Raw genomic sequence first — 798 nt, 5'->3', positions numbered from 1 at the left:
GGTGACGACAAATTTTTCGCCTTGAAAGATATCGACTTCCTCCGTCTCAAGTGTTTCCTTATTCAGCGCATGAATCACGTAAAAACGATAGCCGTCATAATGGTCAAGCTTCGGCCGCTGCATATGCTGGAAGCAATCCTCAATGGCAAGCGGGTGAAAATGAAAAAAATCTCTCAATAACGCCGTTTCCGTATCCTCCGGGCCGTAAAAATCAACCCAGTACCATGCAATATCAGGCTGTTCCACTCGTTCGATCGGTATATTTTTCAGCAGCTGATGCTCTGTTGTGATTGCGGTAATGTTGATCATAAACAACCCTCCACCTGCCATTATATCATGCGGTCTTTATGAGAAAAGTATACGGTACTCTCTGCCTAATTCAAGCGGCATGTTATACTGAACAAAAAAGGGAAAAGGGGTGGATCTCATGTGGAAGGAAAAAGTATCTGTCACGCCTCCGTATCATTTTGACCGCGTGCTGGACAGGCTGTCTTTAGACCCCCTCAATGCTGTTGATCGAGAGGCGAGGGAAGTCCGTGTGCCAATCAGAAATCAAGCGGGGGACGTATGTATTGTAAAGGTACAGGCGTTAGGCCATGCGGGTGAGCCTGAGTTCCTCGTCAGCGGGGGAACGGATCAGGGAGAAATGATGAAGGAAATCAAGCGGATTTTTCAATGGGAAAATCCTTTGCAGCACGTTCTGGATCATTTTTCAAAAACGAGCCTGTCCGACATTTTTGAAGAGCATGCTGGGACCCCGCTTGTTCTGGACTACAGCGTCTACAACTGCATGATGAA

The 798-nt window shown here is 46.9% G+C and carries 1 protein-coding gene and 1 pseudogene; one reads left to right on the top strand and one right to left on the bottom strand.

Annotated features, from left to right (window positions below; translation table 11 throughout):
- On the bottom strand, positions 1 to 309 hold a 309-nt coding region (locus ACWHAR_RS25840), incomplete at its 3' end, for a CorA family divalent cation transporter (RefSeq protein ID WP_452088270.1).
- A 118-nt stretch (positions 310 to 427) separates the two neighbouring features.
- Between ACWHAR_RS25840 and ACWHAR_RS25835 the strand changes: the two are divergent.
- Positions 428 to 798, top strand: a pseudogene (locus tag ACWHAR_RS25835) (DNA-3-methyladenine glycosylase 2 family protein); the annotation flags it as partial.

It is taken from the genome of Bacillus sp. LR--39 (assembly GCF_053613335.1).
The sequence above is the reverse complement of the archived record's forward strand: the minus strand, read 5'-3'. Positions and strand labels throughout refer to the sequence as shown.